Origin of the sequence: Robiginitalea marina (assembly GCF_024006985.1) — a bacterium.
Lineage (GTDB): Bacteria > Bacteroidota > Bacteroidia > Flavobacteriales > Flavobacteriaceae > Robiginitalea > Robiginitalea marina.
The window spans coordinates 13,998-30,355 of sequence record NZ_JAMXIB010000016.1 but is presented as its reverse complement, the minus strand read 5'-3'; the positions used below and the strand labels follow the sequence as shown (position 1 = coordinate 30,355).

The 16,358-nt window shown below is 56.9% G+C and carries 16 protein-coding genes; 8 read left to right on the top strand and 8 right to left on the bottom strand.

Annotated features, from left to right (window positions below; all coding sequences use genetic code 11):
- The first annotated feature begins 22 nt into the window (after positions 1-22).
- From NG653_RS13890 to hemL, 4 genes are read left to right on the top strand one after another with little or no spacing between them, the layout of a single operon-like run.
- A complete protein-coding gene (locus NG653_RS13890; protein ID WP_252742323.1) occupies positions 23-367 on the top strand; it encodes a hypothetical protein in 345 nt (114 codons plus the stop codon).
- Positions 357-1,265, top strand: coding sequence for a 1-aminocyclopropane-1-carboxylate deaminase/D-cysteine desulfhydrase (locus NG653_RS13885; RefSeq protein WP_252742322.1), 909 nt, complete (start codon positions 357-359; stop codon positions 1,263-1,265). Before NG653_RS13890 ends, NG653_RS13885 begins: the two co-directional genes overlap by 11 nt.
- 2 nt (positions 1,266-1,267) lie before the next feature.
- Entirely contained in the window at positions 1,268-2,092 is an 825-nt protein-coding gene (locus tag NG653_RS13880) for a glucosaminidase domain-containing protein (protein WP_252742321.1), read from the top strand.
- A gap of 1 nt (position 2,093) precedes the next feature.
- Positions 2,094-3,377 (top strand): glutamate-1-semialdehyde 2,1-aminomutase, encoded by a 1,284-nt coding sequence (gene hemL / locus NG653_RS13875; protein ID WP_252742320.1) that lies wholly within the window; start codon positions 2,094-2,096, stop codon positions 3,375-3,377.
- Between the two features lie 60 nt (positions 3,378-3,437).
- On the opposite strand, the gene NG653_RS13870 is transcribed toward hemL, so the two are convergent.
- The 4 genes from NG653_RS13870 to lysS form a co-directional block, all read right to left on the bottom strand.
- Positions 3,438-3,881 (bottom strand): DUF4890 domain-containing protein, encoded by a 444-nt coding sequence (locus tag NG653_RS13870; RefSeq protein WP_252742319.1) that lies wholly within the window; start codon positions 3,879-3,881, stop codon positions 3,438-3,440.
- Positions 3,882-3,985: 104 nt separating this feature from the next.
- Positions 3,986-4,456: a hypothetical protein gene (locus NG653_RS14855; protein WP_502206777.1), complete on the bottom strand. Its 471-nt coding sequence runs from the start codon at positions 4,454-4,456 to the stop codon at positions 3,986-3,988.
- 352 nt (positions 4,457-4,808) lie between these two features.
- Positions 4,809-6,242 (bottom strand): SLC13 family permease, encoded by a 1,434-nt coding sequence (locus tag NG653_RS13855; RefSeq protein WP_252742317.1) that lies wholly within the window; start codon positions 6,240-6,242, stop codon positions 4,809-4,811.
- Between the two features lie 16 nt (positions 6,243-6,258).
- Entirely contained in the window at positions 6,259-7,950 is a 1,692-nt protein-coding gene (gene lysS / locus NG653_RS13850) for a lysine--tRNA ligase (RefSeq protein ID WP_252742316.1), read from the bottom strand.
- A 251-nt stretch (positions 7,951-8,201) separates the two neighbouring features.
- Here lysS and NG653_RS13845 point away from each other — a divergent pair, with 251 nt between their 5' ends.
- From NG653_RS13845 to lipB, 4 genes are all read left to right on the top strand, one after another.
- Positions 8,202-9,098, top strand: a complete 897-nt coding sequence (locus NG653_RS13845) for a hypothetical protein (RefSeq protein ID WP_252742315.1) — start codon at positions 8,202-8,204, stop codon at positions 9,096-9,098.
- A 119-nt stretch (positions 9,099-9,217) separates the two neighbouring features.
- Entirely contained in the window at positions 9,218-9,373 is a 156-nt protein-coding gene (locus NG653_RS13840; protein ID WP_252742314.1) for a YqaE/Pmp3 family membrane protein, read from the top strand.
- 10 nt (positions 9,374-9,383) lie between these two features.
- Positions 9,384-10,106: a hypothetical protein gene (locus NG653_RS13835; RefSeq protein WP_252742313.1), complete on the top strand. Its 723-nt coding sequence runs from the start codon at positions 9,384-9,386 to the stop codon at positions 10,104-10,106.
- A gap of 35 nt (positions 10,107-10,141) precedes the next feature.
- Positions 10,142-10,831 carry a lipoyl(octanoyl) transferase LipB gene (lipB, locus tag NG653_RS13830; protein ID WP_252742312.1) on the top strand — a complete coding sequence of 230 codons (690 nt, stop codon included), beginning with the start codon at positions 10,142-10,144 and terminating at the stop codon, positions 10,829-10,831.
- Between the two features lie 45 nt (positions 10,832-10,876).
- Here the strand turns inward: lipB and NG653_RS13825 are convergent, their stop codons facing one another.
- From NG653_RS13825 to rnhB, 4 genes are all read right to left on the bottom strand, one after another.
- The gene (locus NG653_RS13825) at positions 10,877-11,581 is read right to left on the bottom strand and encodes a TapB family protein (RefSeq protein WP_252742311.1); all 705 of its coding nucleotides are present in this window, start codon (positions 11,579-11,581) and stop codon (positions 10,877-10,879) included.
- A gap of 55 nt (positions 11,582-11,636) precedes the next feature.
- Positions 11,637-12,962, bottom strand: a complete 1,326-nt coding sequence (locus NG653_RS13820) for an OmpA family protein (RefSeq protein WP_252742310.1) — start codon at positions 12,960-12,962, stop codon at positions 11,637-11,639.
- A 111-nt stretch (positions 12,963-13,073) separates the two neighbouring features.
- Complete coding sequence (locus NG653_RS13815; protein WP_252742309.1) at positions 13,074-15,518, bottom strand: hypothetical protein; 2,445 nt, start codon at positions 15,516-15,518, stop codon at positions 13,074-13,076.
- A gap of 31 nt (positions 15,519-15,549) precedes the next feature.
- The gene (gene rnhB / locus NG653_RS13810; RefSeq protein ID WP_252742308.1) at positions 15,550-16,146 is read right to left on the bottom strand and encodes a ribonuclease HII; all 597 of its coding nucleotides are present in this window, start codon (positions 16,144-16,146) and stop codon (positions 15,550-15,552) included.
- Between the last annotated feature and the right edge of the window lie 212 nt (positions 16,147-16,358).

Here is a 16,358-nt window from a genome sequence, read left to right as displayed (position 1 = left end):
GGCACACATTATGCCCTGGGGAATGATCCTGGTCATCAGACACCTTTTTTACCGCAACTACGTCGGGCTTTCGATCTGGCCCTTTATCATCCTGCGCAGCCCTGCCCTGAGGAACGATGCGGTGTTGCTCAACCACGAGCGCATCCACCTCAGGCAGCAGGCCGAGCTGCTGCTGGTGGCTTTCTACCTGTGGTATTTGGTGGAATGGGTCCTGAAAAGCCTGTACTACCTCGATTTCCACAAGGGATACCGCAACATCAGCTTTGAGAGGGAGGCCTATTTGGAAGAGGCAAACCCGGGATATCTGTCGCAAAGGGAACCCTATAGCTTCCTGAAATTCCTCTATACGGTCCCCCATGGTTCCTGAGTGCCCTGCGCCCCTTCAGGCCGTGGACTTGCCGCTGCTCTCCCAACGGGGGGTGGCCCTTTCCCTGAAACGGGAAGACCTCAGGTTTCCGCAACTTTCGGGCAATAAATACCGCAAGCTCAAATACAACCTCGAAGCGGCCCGCAACCAGGGGTTTAAAACCCTGCTCACCTTCGGGGGGGCATTTTCAAACCACCTGCACGCCACCGCTGCCGCCGGGAGGCAGTTTGGGTTTGCCACGGTTGGGATCGTCAGGGGTGAAGAGCTGGCTCGAAGCCCCCTGAACCCCACCCTGGCCGACGCCCGCGCCAATGGGATGCAGCTGGTATTCCTCAGCAGGGAGCAGTACCGCATGAAGGATGACCCTGCCTTCCTGCAGGAACTCCAGCACCGGTACGGACCTGCCTATGTGCTTCCCGAGGGCGGTACCAATGCATTGGCTGTGAAGGGGTGTGGCGAAATCCTGGGGGAGGCAGACCAGGGCTTTGACCTGGTTTGCTGCCCTGTGGGCACAGGCGGTACCCTGGCCGGCCTGGCACAATCGGCCCGGGGCCGGCAGCGGGTGCAGGGGTACCCGGCCCTCAGGGCCCCGGGCCTGGAAACTGCCCTTAAGGGATGGATCCCCGGGCCGGGCTGGGAACTGGTCCCCGGGTATCATTTCGGCGGGTATGGCAAGGTAACCCGGGAACTCATCGAATTTATGCTTGCCTTCAGGGAAAAGACGGGGATCCCCCTCGACCCGGTATACACCGGGAAAATGGTTTTCGGCATCCTCGAAGAGGTGCGCCTGGGCTGCTTCCCGGAGGGGATGCGTATCCTGGCGATCCACACCGGGGGGCTTCAGGGAATCAGGGGCATGAATATGAGATTGCAGAAAAAGGGCTTACCTTTGCTCTGACTATGAAACGGATTTTCGGCATTGGATGCCTGGTTTTGCTACTTCTGGGGAGTTGCGTTTCCAAAAAGAGGACCACTTCCGCAAAGCAAAAAACCGGGGCGGGGGAGGAGGCATCCTCACCAACGGATAAAACCGGGGGCGGCCTGCCTGCGGATAGCGGGGCATTTGTGTATTTCCCCATTGCGTCCGTTGAGGAGTACATCGAAACGTTTTCCACCATCGCCCAGGAGGAAATGAAGGCCTACGGAATCCCGGCCAGCATTACCCTGGCCCAGGGCCTTCTGGAAAGTGGCTTTGGCCGGGGTGAGCTTGCCCGAAAGACCAACAACCACTTCGGGATCAAGTGCCATGTCGGCTGGGAAGGCGATTACGCCCACCACGACGATGACGAAAGGGGTGAGTGTTTCCGCAGGTACAACCACCCCAGGTATTCCTATCGGGACCACAGCCTGTTCCTCACCACCAGGTCGCGCTATGCCGGGCTTTTTGAGCTTCCCCAGGATGATTACCGGGGCTGGGCCAAGGGTCTGAAAAAGGCCGGTTATGCCACCGACCGGCATTACCCGGAAAAACTCATCCAGCTGGTGGAGCGGTACGGGCTCGACCGCTTTGACGCCGAAGTGTTGGGAAAAGGGAGAGCTGCCGGCGGGGATATCGCTTCCCGCGATTACCTCACCTACCGGGTGCAGCCCGGCGATACCCTTTATGCCATCTCCCGGAGGTATTCCATGAGCGTTGACGACCTGATCCGCCTCAATGGGCTGCAGAGCCATGTCCTTTCCATTGGGCAATTGTTAAAAGTACCTACTGAAACCATCAGAAAATAACATGCGATACCAAAGAAGCAGCGCCCTGTTCCGCGCCGCCAACCAAGTATTGCCCGGGGGGGTGAATTCCCCTGTCAGGGCTTTTAAAGCCGTGGGGGGCGTACCTGTATTTGTAAGGGAAGCCAGCGGCGCCTATTTCACCGATGCCGATGGCAACCGGTTTATCGATTTTATCGCTTCCTGGGGACCCCTTTTGTTCGGGCATGCCTTTGAGCCGGTCCTGGAGGCGGTTATCGACCGGGCCCGCAAGGGGACTTCCTTTGGGATGCCCACGGCCCTGGAAACCGAACTGGCCGAACTGGTGGTCTCCATGGTCCCCCATATCGATAAGGTCCGTTTTGTCAATAGCGGGACCGAGGCCTGCATGAGCGCTATCCGTCTGGCCAGGGGGTACACCGGAAGGGATAAGATCATCAAATTTGCGGGCTGCTACCACGGGCATGCCGACGCCTTCCTGATCCAGGCCGGCAGCGGGGCCGTGACCTTTGGGAGCCCCAACAGCCCGGGGGTTACGGCCGGGACCGCCAAGGATACCCTGCTGGCAAACTACAACGACCTGGAGAGCGTGGAAGCCTTGCTGAAGGCCAACCCCGGACAAATTGCAGCGATTATTTTGGAGCCGGTGGCCGGGAACATGGGTTGTATCCCACCGGAGCCCGGGTTCCTTGAAACGCTTCGGGAATGGTGTACCCGGGAAGGCATCCTGCTGATCTTCGACGAGGTTATGACCGGGTTCCGGCTCGGCCGGGGAGGGGCGCAGGAGGTCCTGGGAATCCGGGCCGATATGGTGGCCTTTGGCAAGGTCATCGGGGGCGGCCTGCCGGTAGGCGCCTTTGCCGCCTCCAGGGAGATCATGCGGCACCTGGCCCCGGAAGGACCGGTATACCAGGCAGGGACCCTGAGCGGGAACCCCCTTGCCATGGGCGCGGGCCTGGCCATGCTCCAGGCCATTGAAAAAGACCCCGGGGTCTTCCGGAGGCTGGAAGAAAAAACGGCCTACCTGCACCGCGGCCTGGAAGAGGGCCTCGGCAAGTCCGGGCTCCCCTTCCGCATCAACCGCTTCGGGTCTATGATTTCGGTGCACTTCACGGAAGAACCCGTACGGGATTTCGCTTCCGCAGCCAGGGGAAACAACGACGCCTTCAGGAAGTACTTCCACGGCATGCTCGACCGGGGGGTTTACCTCCCGCCAAGCGCCTTTGAAAGCTATTTCCTAAATGACGCCCTGACATACGAGGACCTCGACGTGGCCATAGGGGCGGCAGGGGCCGCCATGGCCACCTGAGGGAGCACAAAGCAAGAAGGCCCGGGAACCCCGGGCCTTGCTCTACCGTTAAAATCGGGCTTATCCGCGTCTTTGCCGGTGCCCGGAACCTTTTCTTCCGTGTTGGCGCCTCGCTTCTGCCCGGTGGTCCAGCCATTTTTCGAACTGCTTTTCTGAAAGGATTTTCTTCATTTCCTGTTGCACCGCCAGCTGTCGGTCGAGGCGCCGGCTCATGTTGGCATAGCGCGCCTCTGCAGATTGGGCGAGCGAATCCCTCCGGGCGGGCGCCTTGCCCTGCATGGGTTTCCTTTCCGCAAAATGCTTTTCCAGTACCGAAGCGACCTCTTGCTGCTGGTCGGTGTTCAGGTCGAGCATCAGCGCCATTCGCTTCGATTGCAAATCTGCCCGTTGCTCCGGGGAAAGCTTTTCAAGTTCGGGGTGCTTTTGTCCGCGCTGCCGCGGTTTTTCCTGGGCCATGGCCCCAAGCCCCAGGAGGAGCAGGATAAGGGTTGCAGCTGTCTTCATAGGATTGTTTATTAAAGGTTTACCCTTTAGAAGGCAGCACGGGCCCAAAGGTTTAATCCGGTTGCCCGGTTTGGGATAGAATTAACACGGTAAACGGCGATCCCTTAAAAGGGCTGCCCGGCTTCCGCATAGGGCTGTAGGGAATGGGAAGCGGTTTGCGGACGGGGCTCTTCAGCCTGGGGTTCGGAAAGGTAATACACGGCAGAGGCGAAAAGGAATGCCAGCAGGTATACCAAACTCTTTCTTTTGTAGTCCACGGGTGGTTGCTGTTGAATTGCCCCCTCAAAATACGGCCTTCCGGCTTTCCCCACCCCGCCAATGTTGTGAAACCCCCCGATATTGTTGCAGAGCAGGCCCATGCAGCAGTTAAACACTTCGCGACTTGTCTGTAGCGACCTGCCTTCACGGCATCCTCGTCCAGGTCTTCGGTCTGGGAACACCGGTCCACGACATCCCCTACTGTTGGCTTCCGAAGCGATAAAGGGGGTCCCCGGCGTGCTCCGGGATGCGGGCGTCCAAAATGGGCTTTTCCTCCTCTGTCGTTTTATTAGGGATGCCCGGTAGCCCCAGTTGATGGCGTATTTGTCATAGACACCGATTTTGGCCGTCAGGGCAACCCCATGTTAGTAAAATCCTAAGCTGGCCCCGGCCTTCACGGTCTGAAAACCTTAAGAAAATCGCGATCAGGGGGTTAGGCCTTTTCAGGGGTAAAGGGCCTCTGTCGCGATTCACAAATCGGTGTTAATCCCTTTGCAGGGGTGTAACGTTTTTCCTCCTTCAGGCGTCTATGGAATTACAAACGCCTGATACCCCCGGGGTTATTCCAGGCGCCGATCTCGATTTTAAAAATGGATTTTGGTCGCTGTCAGTTGTTTGAATTAGCCAGAAGCCAGGCCCTTGCAGTAGCGGGGGCCTTGTTTTTTCAGGTCAAAACAACAGGGGCATAACGAAGGAAAAAACCAGCAGCAGCAATATAATGGAGATGCAGTTCAGCACTAAGCCCACCCGGGCCATCTGGTGGACCTGGATATACCCGCTCGCAAAGACAATGGCATTGGGGGGCGTGGCCATCGGGAGCATGAAGGCGCAACTGCTCGCAATGGTCACCGGGATGAGCAAATGGAGCATGGGGACGTCGAGCCCTATGGCAATCCCGGCCACGACCGGGGCCAGCACAGCCACCAGGGCCACGTTGCTCATCAGTTCCGTCATAAAGAGCATCAGGGCAATCAGCAGGAAGGCCGAGACCAGGATGCTGACCTCAGCACCGGCTATAGAGGCCGAGACCAGGTCTACCAGGCCGCTGGCCGACATCCCGCGGGCCAGGGCCAACCCACCGCCAAACAGGATGAGGATACCCCAGGCGAGGCGGGTGGTATCTTTCCACGTCAGGATGAACTCCCCCCGTTTCAGGTTATAGGGCAGGGCGAAGAGGGCGATGGCGCCGAACAGGCTGATGCCGGTGTCGGAAAGGGCCAGGCCGGGCAGCCACCCGTTGATCAGGGTGCGGAACACCCATAGGAAGACCGTGACCCCGAAGATAGACAGCACCATTTTTTCGCGTGGGGTCGGGGGGCCCAATTTGCGGAGCTCCCCCCGGATCACCTCCCTGGACGCCCCGAATTTCAGCCCTTTGCAGGGGAACATCCATTTGACCAGCACCAGGTAACAGATACCGATCAGGATTATGGACAGGGGCAGCCCGATGGTCATCCACCGCAAAAAGGAGATCTCGATCTGGTATTCGTTTTCAAGCAGGCCAATCAGCACTGAATTCGGCGGGGTCCCGATCACTGTGGCAATCCCCCCCGAGTTGGCTGAAAAGGCGATGCCTAGCATTACGCTAAGGGCAAAATTCCGGTCCTTCTCGGTAAAGCCGTCCGCGTCGTTTGCAAGCAATTGGATCACCGAAAGGGCAATGGGGAGCATCACCACCGTGCTGGCTGTATTGCTGATCCACATGCTCAGGCCCCCGGTGGCGATCATAAAACCCAGGACGACTTTTTCGGGGGTGGTCCCTGTCCAGTTGATAATGGTAAGGGCAATACGGCGGTGCAGGTTTACTTTTTCCAGGGCCAGGGCCAGCACAAACCCCCCGAAAAACAGAAAAATTATCGGACTGCCGTAGTTGGCCCCCACCTCCCCGATCGGCATCACATCCAGGAGGGGGAACAACAAAAGCGGGAGCAGGGCGGTCACGGAAATTGAAACGGCCTCGGTGATCCACCAGACGATCATCCAGGCCGCTGTGGCGATTACGGCATTGGCAGTGGGGTTCCCGGGAATCAGTTCCGGCAGGAGGTTAAAGAGTACGAACAGGACAGGCCCCAGGAACAGCCCTATGGTTTTGGGTAGTTGCATGGGCCCTAATTTAGCATTACTCCCGGGAATAACACATCAGCGTCTCGCCTTCTTTGGCTACTTCGGCCAGGCCAAGCCGGGTCAGGCCCTTGATTCCCTTGTCCCAGGCCTTGTTGCTCAGGCCCGAAGCCTCCTTCAGCTCCTGCAGGGGCATGGCCCCGACCTTGCGCAGGAGTTCCAGGATGGTTTTTTCGTTTTCCTGCAGTACTACAGGCTTTTTCTCGGGCCGCATCTGCGGGAAGAAAAGTACTTCCTGGATGGAGGCATTGTCGGTCAGCAGCATCACCAGGCGGTCGATCCCGATCCCGATCCCGGAGGTCGGGGGCATGCCGTATTCCAGGGCACGCAGGAAATCCTGGTCGATAAACATGGCCTCGTCATCCCCTTTTTCGGAGAGCCTGAGCTGGGCTTCGAAGCGTTCCCGCTGGTCGAGGGGGTCGTTGAGCTCGGAATAGGCGTTGGCGATTTCCTTGCCGTTGATCAGCAATTCAAAACGCTCGGTCAGGCCGGGCTTCGTCCGGTGCGCCTTGGTCAGCGGGCTCATCTCCACCGGGTAATCGATAATGAAGGTGGGCTGCACGTAATGGTGCTCGCAGTGCTCCCCGAAAATCTCATCGATGAGTTTGCCGGCGCCCATGCTGGGGTCGGTTTCGATCCCGAGTTTTTCGGCTACTTCCCGCAAACCAGCCTCATCCATCCCGTACAGGTCATACCCTGTGTGCTCGCGGATGGCCTCCAGCAGCGGCACCCTGGGGTAGGGGGCTTTGAAATCGACCACCTGCCCCCCCACGGTCACGCGGGTACCCCCGGTGGCTTCCCGCGCCACCTGTTCCAGCAGTTGCTCGGTCATTTCCATCATCCAGAGGTAGTCCTTGTAGGCTACATACAGCTCCATGACGGTAAATTCCGGGTTGTGGGTGCGGTCCATCCCCTCGTTGCGGAAGTCTTTAGAAAACTCGTAGACCCCATCGAAACCGCCAACAATCAGGCGCTTCAGATACAATTCGTTGGCAATGCGCAGGTACAGGGGAATGTTCAGGGCATTGTGGTGGGTCACAAAAGGCCGGGCCGCTGCCCCGCCCGGGATGGGCTGCAGGATGGGGGTTTCCACCTCCAGGTAGCCCTTTTCGTTGAAAAACCGCCGGATGCTGTTGGTGATGAGGGTGCGCTTGATAAAGGTATCGCGTACCTGGGGGTTCACCACCAAATCCACATAGCGTTGGCGGTACCGCAGTTCCGGATCATTGAATTCGTCATAGACCTTTCCTTCAGCATCTGTCTTGGGCAGGGGCAGGGGGCGCAGGGCCTTGCTGAGGAGGGTAAAATTCCGGACCAGGACGGTTTTTTCCCCTACCTGGGTTTTGAACAGGGTGCCTTCCACCCCAATGATATCGCCGATATCGAGCAGTTTTTTATAGACCTCGTTGTAAAGGGTTTTGTCTTCCCCAGGGCAAAGCTCATCGCGGTTGAAGTACAGCTGCACGCGCCCTTCGCTGTCCTGCAGCTCGGCGAAAGAGGCCTTCCCCTGGATGCGGCGCGACATCAGCCGCCCGGCCAGGACCACCTTTTTTCCTTCTTCGAACTGTTCCCGTACCTCCCCGGAAAGGGTGCTCACCGGGAACAGGGCTGCCGGATAGGGCTCGATACCCAACTCCCGGAGCTGATTCAATTTTTCCCTGCGTACGATTTCCTGCTCAGAAAGTTGCATCTTGTCTCGATTTCAGCCGCAAAATTACATTTTTTAGGGAAGAATAATGCGAGATGCCAATACTGTCCCGCAAATTTGGACAAAGGCAGTGCTTCCTGATTAAAATCATGTAATATTCTCTTCTGTGGCTTTTCTTTTGTGTAGCGATACAAGGGGCCAACTCCTTTTACCGGGCCGTTGTAGTTTTAAACCCCCGGGCGACTTGATATGTAAAGGGATCATACCCAACCTTGTCCTAAATACGTTGTGTTATGAAGAATTTGTTTTTTGTTGCCCTGTTCGTTTTTGCAGGCGTTTTATCGCTCTCCAGCCAGGACCTGGCCCCGTACCTTAGGGTTGCCGAAACCGGCGAATCGATCCAAAAGGTTTCTGAAAAGGTTACAGAAGCCCTCCAAATGGGGGGATTTGAGGTTTTGGGGACCTACCACCCCGCAAACAGGAGTTCTTTGAAAGTTATTGCGTTTACCCGGGCGGATTTAAAAAATACGGTCATCAGGGTTGCGGATCGGGGAGCCCTTGGAGCCGTAATGAAAGTGGGGTTGGTAGCAAAAGATGGAAGGGTTACCGTGTCTTACACCAATCCCGATTACCTGTTACGAGCCTATTTGCAAGACCATTATGCCACGCACCAGGGCGCGCTGGAAACGTTTGCTACAGACCTTAAAGCAGCCCTGTCGCCCGTAGGTAATGAATTTGCCCCCTTTGGGGGAACGGTGGATGCCGAAAAGCTCAAAAAATATCATTATAAAATGATGATGCCGTATTTCACCGATCCGGTAACCCTTGGGGAATACGCCTCCTTTGAAGCGGGGTTGAGACTTATAGAGGGCAATCTTAAAGCGAAAAAGGGAAATACCGTGCAGGTCTACCAATTGGTTTATCCGGACAATAAAGTTGCTGTCTTCGGGGTGGGATTGAAAAGTCAGGAAGACGGCGAAGCGTATTTTCTGCCTAAAATCGGGGCGGAACACGCTGCCGCCCTGCCCTATGAGATTATCCTTCAGGGGAACAAGGCAACCATGCTCCACGGGAAATACCGGATCGCCCTGCACTGGCCGGACCTCACCATGGGTACGTTCATGAAAATCATGAGCACCCCCGGCGACATCGAGGACACCCTCGAGGGGCTCTGCACCCCGGGTCTCTGAGCCGGAAGGGGATAAAGAGTTCCCTTGGGGGGGTTAAGGGTCTTTTTATGTGACAGGCGTGTAACGTTATCCGGTCTTCTGTGTCTAATGGAACAGATCGAACTCCATAATACACTGAAGTGAGTATCCTGCGCGTTTTGCTGGCCATCCTTTTCCCGCCCCTTGCTGTTATCGGAAAGGGTTGCGGATCGTTCCTGATTGTCTTACTTTTGACTTTGTGCGGGTGGGTACCGGGCGTCATTGCCGCCCTGATCATCCTGAACAATCCCAACTAAAAGGCCAGTCGTGAAAAAAATCCGTTTTGCCGGAATCCTAGCCCTGGGGCTGCTGTGGGTTTCCTGTCATTTTACCGAAGAAATCCACCTCAATGGGGATGGTTCAGGTTCCATTGCCCTGCAGTTTGACGGCTCGGGCTGGATGTCTGACAGCACCCTTTTGGGTGGCAGGCAAACCCGTGTCGATTCCGTAATCCGTTTTGCCGAAGTGCTCGAACAGCGGCAGGACCTTTCCCCGGAGGAGCGGGAGCAACTGGAACAACTCAGGCCGTATCAGATGCGCATGATTTCCGACCCGGAAACAGGGGAGGGCAGTTTTACCCTCTCGCGGGAGTTCCGCGATATCGGGGAGGTAGGGGATACCTTCAATGCCTTCCAGAATGCCGGGGCCCTGGACAAGGAAAAGGGCGGAACCCCCATGGGGGCTTCCAAAGAAGCGCAACCCAGCACGGAGGTCTCGTACTCCTTTGCCGGAAGCCGGTTCACGCGCCGCTCGGTTATTGTTGATTCGATGTTGCACCAGCAGCGCCTCGACAGCCTGGCCGGGGGGGATTCCTTCCTGGTGGGGTCTACCTACAAACTTCAAATCCATTTCCCCTCCAGGGTAAAGTCCGTAAACCAGGATAAAGCCACCCTGTCCATAGATGGGAAGACCCTGTACCTGGAAGCCGACCTGGTGCAGTATTTGAAGAGCCCTGAAGTCCTTGACCTGGAGGTGGAGCTTGAGCAATAGCCGGAAACCATCGGGAGGTTGCTTACCTTTGCCGCATGAACAGGAATGTGATTTTTGAAGACCTAGGGTTTCGGGATTATAAAGAAACCTGGGATTACCAGGAAGAGCGCTTTCAGGAAATCCTGCAGCTCAAGGTAAAGAACCGCCGTGAGGGCCTGGAACAGCCCACGCCCAATTACTTCCTGTTTGTGGAACACCCCCATGTATATACCCTGGGAAAGAGCGGCGACCCGGCGAACCTTTTGGTTTCCGAGCAGGTTCTCTCCGAAAGGGGGGCTTCCTTCTACCGCATCAACCGCGGGGGCGATATTACCTACCACGGCCCTGGACAGGTGGTGGGCTATCCGATCCTCGACCTCGATAACTTCTTCACCGATATCCATAAATACCTTAGGTTCCTTGAAGAAATGGTGATCCGTACCCTGGGGGAATACGGCCTTAGCGCAACGCGCTCCGAAGGGGAAACCGGGGTCTGGCTCGATGTGGGTACCCCGGAGGCGCGGAAAATCTGTGCCATGGGGGTGCGGGCCAGCCGGTGGGTGACCATGCACGGGTTCGCCCTGAATGTCAATGCAGACTTGTCGTATTTCGACCTCATGGTCCCCTGCGGGATCCGCGGGAAAGGGGTGACCTCCCTAAGTGCCGAATTGGGGCGACATGTACCCATGGCCGAGGTCAAACAAAAACTGACCACCCATTTCAGGGGGCTTTTCGAAGTGGCATAACCCTATCCCAAACCGGTTATTCACGATCCGGGTTTGCTTCAGGCCTCAGCGGCGCATGCTGGTCAATACCATGCGCCCATCCAGTTTCCCGTTTTTATTGTAGGTCTCGGATTGCACCATGCCCACGCCTTCCGCCAGCCAGGTCCGGGACGAGATCGTGGTATTGGCCATCATCATTTTGGACTGGGATTCGCTGTAGAGCACAAAGCAATCGAAGGTGCCGGCCGGGGTGGTCACGGATTCCTTTTTCTCCACCCGGCGGTTGGTCATGTCCACAGCTATCTTCATATTGATCCCGCTCATTTTTACGGTCATTTCCACCCGGGCATCCGGAAGGTCCTGGCCCACGACCAGGTTGTTGGGTAGTTCAATGTCCGTCCCGCTGATTTCCATCTCCATCCCCTCGTACTGGTCGAGCATGGCCCCGGAAAGGAGGGACTGGTAATCGATCCGGATGGCCGAACCCGTGCAGGTAAACCCGTATTCCGATTCATAGGTGTTCTTTTCCCGGGCATCTGAAAAGCCGATGTTCATCATCACCTTTTCCCCCTCAGGGGTTTCAGTGACGCTGGTCACTTCCTGCCATTGGGTGCCCTCTGTTTTGCCGTTTCGGCCATAAATCTCATATTCCAGGCGTGTGCCTACTTCCATCGGGTAGTAGGTGCTGCAATTCTGCGCATGGATCCCTGAAGGCAAGAGCCCCAGGCAGAGAATTATTATAAAGGCGAATCGGGTGAAAAAAGGGTTCATAGGCGGTTGATATTTATGGGGTTATTTAGAAGGTAATCGGTTTTTAGGGAGTTAACTATTGGCGGATAAAGACTACCCGCCGGTTCTGCGCCTTGCCGTCGGGGCTGTCATTGGCGGCCACCGGCTCCGATTCCCCCTTCCCAAGGGTGGACAGCCGGCCCGCATCTACCCCATAGACATCAATAAGGGCTTTTTTAACGGCTTCGGCCCGGGCTTCGGAAAGTTTTTGGTTGGCAGCAGTTTCCCCATCGGAATCGGTATGGCCCTCAATCCGCAATTTGATCCCTGCGTCCTGTTGCAGGACCTGTGCAATTTGGAGGATGATCCCCATGGAACGCGGCTGCAGGTTGGCCGATCCCGAATCAAACAGGATGCCGTTGGTGGAAATGGAGCCTTCTGAAAGCAATTTGCGCCGCAGGTCCACCCCGCCTTCGGCAACCTTCAGGTTGGTAATGAAAACATCTTCCTTCCCGTCCTTAATGCCGTCCACATCAAATTTCAGGGCTTTGAATGCCGACCCTTCCGGGATAAACCGGGGAACATCCACGTATTTGGTCTCATTCACCCAAAGGCGGAATCGGGACCCATTTACTGCGATGGAGATATGGGGGCGGTTCAACACCGCCTGGCGAATATCGGTGCTCACCGCGCTGGCGATCACGTTGCCCTCGCCCGGGACAAAATTCCGCAGGCGGATGTCAAAGGCGCCGTACTGCCCCAGTGGAAGGAATACGCGGGCCCAGTGCCCATCGGTATCGAAGGTTTTGGTGTCGCTTAAGGTAAGGGTGAACCCCGCGGTTGATGAGGTTTGCTTGTCGATCCCATTGACCATCAGGTCGAACTCTATGGTATAATCATCCGGCAGGTCCGGGACATCGGGGATATACATGACCCTGTTCCCGCGGAGCACCCGCAGCCAGCGTTCGGGGGAATCGCCCAGCCGAACCACCTCCCCACTCCCGTTGGTATTCCATCTGGCGGGGAAGTCGCCTATAAAATCATTGGAGTAATCATCAAAGAACAGGACTTTGTCGCCGGGCACAAAATCGAATTTGCTGTATACCTCAAGCGTTTTTGGGCCGGAAGTTTCCGTGGTTCCCTTCGGGGTTTGGCTTCCGTTTTCCGGAGCCGGTTCGCCCCCATTCTTGCCCGGGCCAGGGGTTTTGCTTTTGCCTTTATCCTTCCCGGGTTCCAGGATGCTGTCAAGGGCCTGGTCGGTCTTTTTGGAAACCTCCCGGTCCACGCGACGCTCTACTGTACGTTCGGCGGCCCTCTCGGCGCGTTTTGCTAATTTCTCTAGGAATTGACCATTGGCCTCCGGCATACCTGTAAGCAACAGGGCGACTACAAAGGCAGACTTTAAGAGTAAAGGTGTTCTCATCTTATTTCTGGATTTTTGCCAGCAAGGCCACTAAAAATAAGAATTCTCCCATGCCCGGGGCGGAAGGATGTACAATTCGTTTTAATTGGCTTACCAATGGAGGCTATGGCCTTATCGTTGTATGCGGTAAACCACAACGGATTGTTCTCGTAGCGGCACGGCCAGTTCCGGATTGCGGTCATTGTCCATATCGGCCATGTCGGCCATCCCGCTGCCTTCCAGGGGGAAGCCGGGGAGGGGGGCGGCGTCGCTGCGGAAGAGGTATACCTGCTGGCTCTGCAGGTCGGTCACGGCTACATAGATAATGTCGTAAAGGTAGAAAATCCGGGGCCGGGTATATACCCCGAGTTCCAGTTCCCTCCGGTTGCCCTTCACCTGTAACCGGTTATCGTCCATCAGGGCAAGGGTCCTGGTGGTAGCGTCCATGCCGTGGTCGGGGTTGAGGTTCAGGGCGGTCCGGCTAACTTTCCCCCGGGGATCCACCCGGATCAGGTCGCCCTTTCGATCGGTAAAGGCAAACCCGTCGCGGTAGTCGTAGACCCCGTTGGACGAGAACTCAAACCGCTCCTTTGCGGCAACGCGGGTATCGCCCACCCGGTTCAGGATCTTCAGTTCCCCGTTCTCGAGGCGGAAAACCAGGTAATCCCTGCTGCCGAAACGGATATGCCGGGGGGCATCGAGGATGGTGCTTCCCGCATCGGTAAACTTAAACCCTTTCACGTCCCGTCCCTGCCCGTCGTACATCCGCACCCTTGACCCCTGGGTAACCACCAGGCGGTAGTTCAGGGTACCTTCGTAATCGAATACCGCCAGGGGGTTGAGGTTCCCCCCCGGAAACTCCTTTGGGAAGGGAGCTACTTCCTTGCCGTCCCGGTCGAGTACCATAAGCTGGGTATCGGTGGCAAAGGCCATCTGCAGGCGTCCGTTCCTGAACAGGTCAACCTGTTGGATATCACCCTGGATGGGCCCTTTCAGTTGTTTTTTCCAGAAAAGCTGCCCCTGGTTCGAGAACAGGTACAGGACGTGGTTCTGGTCCTGCACCGCCAGGTCCATCCCCCCTGTCCTGTGGTTTTTGAGGAACTGGGGCCGGCTTGCTACAGGGGCCTCCAGGGAAACCGTAAATGCCACCCCTGTCCTGGCTTCTTCAACCGACAGGGACCCGGCGCGATAAAGCCGGTATGCGCTTAGGCTGAAGGGGTTTTCCAGGTTCAACTGTGCGGTGAGGAGGCCCGTTTGGGGCAGGCCTTCCAGTACCTGGGGGAGTAGGGCTGCCGGTAATAGGGAATCCCTTAAGAGGCGGCTTGCCGACGGGTTTTCCGAAACCAGCAACACGCTGGACTCAGCGGCCAGGCCAGGAAGGAGTTTGCTGAAGCGATCTGAATCCCCAACTGTGGCCTTGCGGTTATGCGCGCTGATGAGGGCTTGCAGGGGTTCCAGGGTGGGTGAAAAGACAAAGTCGTCTTCCAGGGTCCCGCAGTATGCGAAGGGGGGCAGGGATCCCAGAAGGGGGGCGAAGGCCTCCCGGAGTACCCCGCCTTCCTGCAGGGGGTAGACCATGACCCCCTGGAATTCCACAGCTGCGCCCTGGTAGGTTTTAAGTTGCTCCTGCAGGCCTGAGGCATTAAGGCTGTGCAGTACCAGCAGCACGTCGGGCCCCACTTCAACCAGGGTCAGTTGTTCCACGTTTTCCGCCAGCAGCGGATAGGGGTTCTCCCGACCCAGTACCGCCTCCTGGTTTTGGAGGAAGCGCTCAGGGAGCTGGAGGGAAAACGTAGCCCAAGAAGACGCATTTTCAGGGATTACCCCGGCAGCCTTTTGCAGGGGGAGTACCGGGATGCCACTTAACAGGCGTTCCGGTGCTCTTAGGGTGTCGCCATGCAGCTCCATTCCCAGTATGGAAAAATTGCCCTGCCCGCTTAGGAAATCGAAGGCTGACCATCCGGTTTCCGCGGCCGAACGCTCATTTTTGGGTCCTGGCTCAGGTCCGCTGAGCGGATGCCCCTGCCCTGCCGGCATAAAGAGGGTGGCCGAGGCCCCCGGGTTGGCGGCCAGAAGGGCTTTTTTAAGGTTCGGGTAGGGCAGCGGGTCCCCGTCCAGGATGGCATTTAGAAAGGTTTCTGATGAAGCCGCCAGGCCGATGCCCTTTTGCTGGCTTAACGCCACGCCCGCTGAATCCCGGGGTCGCCATGGTATTCGCGGGGGTTTTGGGATTTCCCCGGAAGCGGCCGGTTCCTGGGAATCCGCCTTTTGTTCGAAAATCAGGAGCCAGCTGCCGGGGTTTTCGGTTCCCTCCGCGAAGGCCAGCAGGGAACCCTCCGGGGGGTCGAGGGCAAGGACCCGCTCCAGCTCCGCAGGCCAGGAACCCTGTTCCCTGAGGGGTTGCAGGAGGGGGGAGTTCCCAAGGTCTGCCCGGAATTGTTCCGGGTCATTGATCTTTACCACGGCCCGGGCGGGAAAGGTTAAAAAATCAAGCGGTTCGGGGTGGGAGTCGGGTGCAGGGCCACAACCTGCCAGGGACAGGGTGGCGGCGAGCATTAAAAGGACCAGTTTTTTCATTCTTTTCCCGGGCTTGTGGCAAAAGTACAATCTACAAACCGATTTTCAGCTGCTCCCCCAACAGGCGGAAACTTTTCCGGTGGAAAGGGGAGGGGCCATGTTTTCTAAGGGCGTCGCGGTGTGCCCGGGTAGGGTATCCTTTGTTCTGTTCCCATCCGTACTCGGGGTGTGCCCGGTGGAGTTCTTTCATAAAGGCATCCCTGGAAGTTTTTGCCAGGATGGAGGCTGCGGCGATATTCAGGAAGCGACCGTCTCCCCTGATCAGGCAGTTGTGGGGGATCTCCCCATAAGGGCGGAAGCGGTTCCCGTCGACCGCAATGGCCAAAGGCACCGGATCGAGCTGATCCAGGGCGCGGTGCATGGCCAGGATGGAAGCGCTGAGGATATTGACCCGGTCGATGGTCTGCGGGTCCACATGGGCAACTGCCCATGCCAGCGCCTCTCTGCGGATGCTTTCAGCCAGCGCTTCCCGCCTCGGGGCCGCAATTTTTTTCGAGTCGTCGAGCCATGGATTCCGGTAGCCTGCGGGGAGGATTACAGCGGCTGCAGTAACCGGCCCGGCAAGGCACCCGCGTCCCGCTTCATCGGTCCCGGCTTCCATTACGCAACTAAAATAAGCTTCGAGCATCTAATAGGGAGGTAAGAATTATTCCGTTCAAGTTGATGACTACAACGCTCAACAAAACTGTTAAAATGTTAACTTAATCTTATCAAAATTATGAAAACATTGGGGTTTTTATAATTCGAATAATTTCTTTAACACTTCCTTCGTCAACAGGTGCGAGCGCCTTGTATAATTAGCTTGGAATTATTTTTTTTGCGACTGGCTAATTCAAAACA

Coding starts and splice junctions, on each gene's coding strand:
- NG653_RS13890 (WP_252742323.1), top strand. CDS start 23: ATGATCCTGGTCATCAGACACCTTTTTTACCGCAACTACGTCGGGCTT.
- NG653_RS13885 (WP_252742322.1), top strand. CDS start 357: ATGGTTCCTGAGTGCCCTGCGCCCCTTCAGGCCGTGGACTTGCCGCTG.
- NG653_RS13880 (WP_252742321.1), top strand. CDS start 1,268: ATGAAACGGATTTTCGGCATTGGATGCCTGGTTTTGCTACTTCTGGGG.
- hemL (WP_252742320.1), top strand. CDS start 2,094: ATGCGATACCAAAGAAGCAGCGCCCTGTTCCGCGCCGCCAACCAAGTA.
- NG653_RS13870 (WP_252742319.1), bottom strand. CDS start 3,881: ATGAAGACAGCTGCAACCCTTATCCTGCTCCTCCTGGGGCTTGGGGCC.
- NG653_RS13855 (WP_252742317.1), bottom strand. CDS start 6,242: ATGCAACTACCCAAAACCATAGGGCTGTTCCTGGGGCCTGTCCTGTTC.
- lysS (WP_252742316.1), bottom strand. CDS start 7,950: ATGCAACTTTCTGAGCAGGAAATCGTACGCAGGGAAAAATTGAATCAG.
- NG653_RS13845 (WP_252742315.1), top strand. CDS start 8,202: ATGAAGAATTTGTTTTTTGTTGCCCTGTTCGTTTTTGCAGGCGTTTTA.
- lipB (WP_252742312.1), top strand. CDS start 10,142: ATGAACAGGAATGTGATTTTTGAAGACCTAGGGTTTCGGGATTATAAA.
- NG653_RS13825 (WP_252742311.1), bottom strand. CDS start 11,581: ATGAACCCTTTTTTCACCCGATTCGCCTTTATAATAATTCTCTGCCTG.
- NG653_RS13820 (WP_252742310.1), bottom strand. CDS start 12,962: ATGAGAACACCTTTACTCTTAAAGTCTGCCTTTGTAGTCGCCCTGTTG.
- NG653_RS13815 (WP_252742309.1), bottom strand. CDS start 15,518: ATGAAAAAACTGGTCCTTTTAATGCTCGCCGCCACCCTGTCCCTGGCA.
- rnhB (WP_252742308.1), bottom strand. CDS start 16,146: ATGCTCGAAGCTTATTTTAGTTGCGTAATGGAAGCCGGGACCGATGAA.